2 protein-coding genes are annotated in these 3,820 nt (G+C 68.4%); both read right to left on the bottom strand.

Going from position 1 to position 3,820, the window contains the following annotated elements; all coding sequences use genetic code 11:
* Positions 1-946: 946 nt before the first annotated feature.
* Positions 947-2,653 carry a DNA repair protein RecN gene (gene recN, locus QZX93_RS08460; RefSeq protein WP_295393036.1) on the bottom strand — a complete coding sequence of 569 codons (1,707 nt, stop codon included), beginning with the start codon at positions 2,651-2,653 and terminating at the stop codon, positions 947-949.
* Positions 2,647-3,543 (bottom strand): NAD(+) kinase, encoded by an 897-nt coding sequence (locus tag QZX93_RS08455; RefSeq protein ID WP_295393035.1) that lies wholly within the window; start codon positions 3,541-3,543, stop codon positions 2,647-2,649. The genes recN and QZX93_RS08455 overlap by 7 nt, the downstream gene beginning before the upstream one ends.
* Between the last annotated feature and the right edge of the window lie 277 nt (positions 3,544-3,820).

Raw genomic sequence — 3,820 nt, 5'->3', positions numbered from 1 at the left:
GACTCCGGTCGCCCTACGGGCTCCCTACGTCTGGCCCGCCGACCCGGCGGCCCCTCCCCTGCATCTCGCCCCCTGCCCCCGCCAACAGGGGACATCTCTACTTTGCGGAATAGGGGACATTTCTACTTTGGGTTGACAGGGTGCGCGACGAGGGCGCCGCCGTTCCAACCAGCGCGTGGGTAGTGCGTGGGTGACGCCGGAGCCGGTGTCATTGGATGGGCTATTGGGGCGCGCCGACCAGGCCCTGTATGAAGCCAAGCGCGGGGGGCGAAATCGGGGCGCGCTGGATGAATCTGTTTGGGCACTCGAATGATGAGTGACCTTGATGGCCCGTCGTTCGGCCTGGCGGGTGTCGAGCGGCTTCAGTCATTTGTGATAAACTTGCCCGCGGTTAGGAAAAGGTGGGCGTCGGTGCCTGTCTTGCAAACGCGGGGCGGGGTCGCACTTGGGGCATTGCTGTTTGGAGGTCTCATGAACACAAGTCGATGTGTCGTTGCTTGTCTGGCCGGGTCGTTGTTCGCGCTGCCGTGCTATGGAGAAGGGATGCGACCGGAACAAGAAGGTATGCCACAGGAACAAATCGAGAACTTCTTAAGCGGCATTCCTGAATTTGGGGCGGGAGCGGCCCGCGCGGCCATGATCGAACAGTACTGGCGAGAGGTTGAGGCGGCGCACGTTCCGCGTAGGGTACCAAGAGTCGCTGCGGCTCAGTCGCCATCGCCGCCGCCGTCCTCACCGGAGCCGCAACGCGACTACTGCCCCGACGGCTCCTACCGCTCTTCGCCGGGAAGTCCATGTCCGGTTCCACGGGAGCAACCGCACGGCCACTGTCCGGACGGATCGGACCTTTCATATTTGCCATGTTCGCTTCATAAGAAACCGCACTGACGTTGATTGTTAACCTGGCCGTTAGTGCTGAAAAAAGCGCTTGCCGTTAGTCGATCGGTCAGGGCCGACGCTTGACCCTTCCCCCCGGCGCGGTCTGCGCTGCCGCGTTGGACAGCATCTCGGCGGCGTGGTCGCGCGTGCGCTGCGTGATCTCGGTGCCACCCAACATGCGGGCGATCTCATCCTCCCGACTCGCCGCGTCCAAGGGCTCCACCCGGGTGTGGGTGGCGCCGTCCAGGGTCTCTTTACGCACCCGCAGTTGCTGATGGGCCTGGGCGGCGACCTGGGGCAGGTGGGTGACACAGAGCACCTGGCGGGCGGCGCCCAGGCGGCGCAGTTGCCGCCCGACGATCTCGGCGACCCCGCCGCCGATGCCGACGTCGACCTCGTCGAAGACCAGGGTGGGGACGGCGCCGACCTGCGCGGTGGCGACCTGGATGCCGAGGCTGATGCGGGATAACTCACCCCCGGAGGCGACCCGCGCCAGGGGTTGCAGCGGCTGACCTGGGTTGGCGCTCACCATGAACTCCACGCGCTCAAAGCCGCCGGCCCCGGCGGCCTCCGGCGGGAAGGGTTCCAGTTGGATGGCGAAGTGCCCGCCGGCCATGCCGAGCTGTTGCATGGCCGCCGTGACGGTCTCGCCGAGCCGGGCGGCGGCGGCCGCGCGGGCCGCGGTGAGTGCTGCGGCCTGGGTGCCGAACAGGTCCCAGGCGGCATCGCGGCGGGTGTGCAGTTCCTCCAGGCTCTGATCGGCCGTTTCCAGGGCACGCAGTTCCGCTTGGCGGGTGTCGAGCAACGCCGTCAACTGGCCGGGGATGCAGCGGTATTTGCGGGCCAGGTCGTGGACCTGGGCGAGGCGGGCATCCACGGTTGCCAGGGCGGCCGGGTCCAGGTCGAGTCCGTCCAGGTAGTGGCGCAGCGCCGAGGCCGCCTCGTGGGCGTGGATCGCGGCGGTTTCGAGCAACTCCCGGGGTTCGGCAAGCGCTGGGTCGATGGCCGCCAATTCAGCCAGCTCCACCCCGGCGGTACGCAACTGGTCCTCAATGGCGGGCTCGGACTCGGCCAGTTGCACGAGTACCCGGGCCGCGGTCTCTTGCAGTCGTCCCAGATTGCTCAGGCGCCGCTGTTCCTGGTCGAGGGTGCTGAGTTCGTCGGGCCGCAGGGCCAGCGCGGCGAGTTCCTCCACCTGGAAGCGCAGCAGGTCCAGGCGCTCGGCGCGCTCGGTCCGGGCCGTTTCCAGTTCCGTGAGCCGCCGGTCCAGGCCGCGGTAGTCGCGAAAGGCCGTTGCGACCGCGGCGGCCAGGGTCGTATGGCCGCCGTAGGCGTCCAGCAGGGCGCGCTGGTCATTGGGGCGCAGCAGCGATTGGTGGGCGTGCTGGCCGTGGATGTCCACCAGCAGGTCGCCCAACTCCTTGAGCTGGGAGCCGCTGGCCGCTCGGCCGTTGACGAAGGCGCGGGAGCGGCCGGTGCGCACGATGAGCCGTCGCACGATGCAGTCGTCCCCATCGTCCAGGGCCTGTGCGGCGAGCCAGTCGCGGGCGCCGCCGCAGTGGGTCAGATCGAAGCTGGCCACCACCTCGGCGCGCTCCTGACCGGCGCGGATGGCGGTGGCGTCGGCCTTGTCCCCCAGGGCGAGCCCCAAGGCATCGACCAGGATGGACTTGCCGGCCCCGGTCTCGCCGGTGAGGGCGGTGAGGCCGCCGGCACAGTCGAGCTCCAGGCGGCTGACGATCGCCAGGTCTTGGATGAGGATATGCGTCAGCATGGCGTGTCGGCGTGGGTGTGTCCGCCCCAGCCCAATTTGGCGCGGAGGATCTGGTAGTGGTTGTGGCCTTTCGGGTGGAGCAGACAGGCGTTGTCCGGGTGGCGGGCGACGCGTACCAGGGATTCGCGCGGCAGCGGCACCGCGGTCTGACCATCGCAGGTGATGCGTGCCTGCCCATGGTCATGGCCGCAGACCCGGACCTCGATGCGGCTGGCGCCCGGCACCACCAGGGGGCGGTTGCTCAGGTCATGGGGGCAGATCGGGACCAGCAGGATGGCGTCGAGGGCCGGGTCCACCAGGGGGCCGCCGCCGGAGAGCGCGTAGGCGGTGGAACCGGTCGGGGTGCTGATGATCAGTCCGTCCGAGCGTTGGGCACTGACGAAGACCCCGTCGATCGAGACCTCGAAATGGATCATGCGTGCCGTGTTCCATTTGTGGATCACGACATCGTTCAGGGCGGCATAGGCACGCCCCTCCGCCGGATCGCCGATGACCGAGGCGGTGAGCAGTGCCCGATAGTCGGCGTCGAACTCGCCCTCCAGGATGGCGTCCAGCACGGGTTCCATCTCCGCCGGGGATACGTCCACCAGGAAGCCGAGCCGACCGACGTTGATGCCCACGAGCGGCACCCGGCTGCCGGCCAGCGCGCGGGCGGCGTGCAGCAGGGTGCCGTCACCCCCGACTACCACCACCAGGTCGCAGCGCGCCCCCAACACCGCCACCGGGACGGCGTCCTCGGGTTTGAGGCCGAGCCCGCGGGCGCTTTCGCTGTCGAGCAGGTATTGGCAGGAGCGCAGGCGCAGGTACTCGATCAGCCGGCGCAGGATGGATTCAACCTCCGGCGTACCGTTCTGTTTGCCGATAATGCCGAGGGTACGGAATTGCCGCATGGGCTCCCGGTGGCTCCGTGCTAGGGGTGTGGTTTAAGGGTTGTGGACGCGTCTCCCTGAAACGGTAGCATGGGCGGGCAGGCGCGCCAATAGCCCGCGCGGTGTCGGCGCCCGCGGGGGGCGGCGGCGTCGCGGCCTCAGGGCGGAACCGTTCTAGCCAGGACTCTCTGTTGCAACCGGCGGTTGTCCGCAACACTGGACAACGCCAGGTGGCCCGGGTATAAAGCACGTCGGTCCCCTTACTGTCCGAGGCCCCGTGCGTGAACCTTCGTGAGGT

This window comes from uncultured Thiodictyon sp. (assembly GCF_903946935.1).
Classification (GTDB): domain Bacteria; phylum Pseudomonadota; class Gammaproteobacteria; order Chromatiales; family Chromatiaceae; genus Thiodictyon.
The sequence above is the reverse complement of the archived record's forward strand: the minus strand, read 5'-3'. Positions and strand labels throughout refer to the sequence as shown.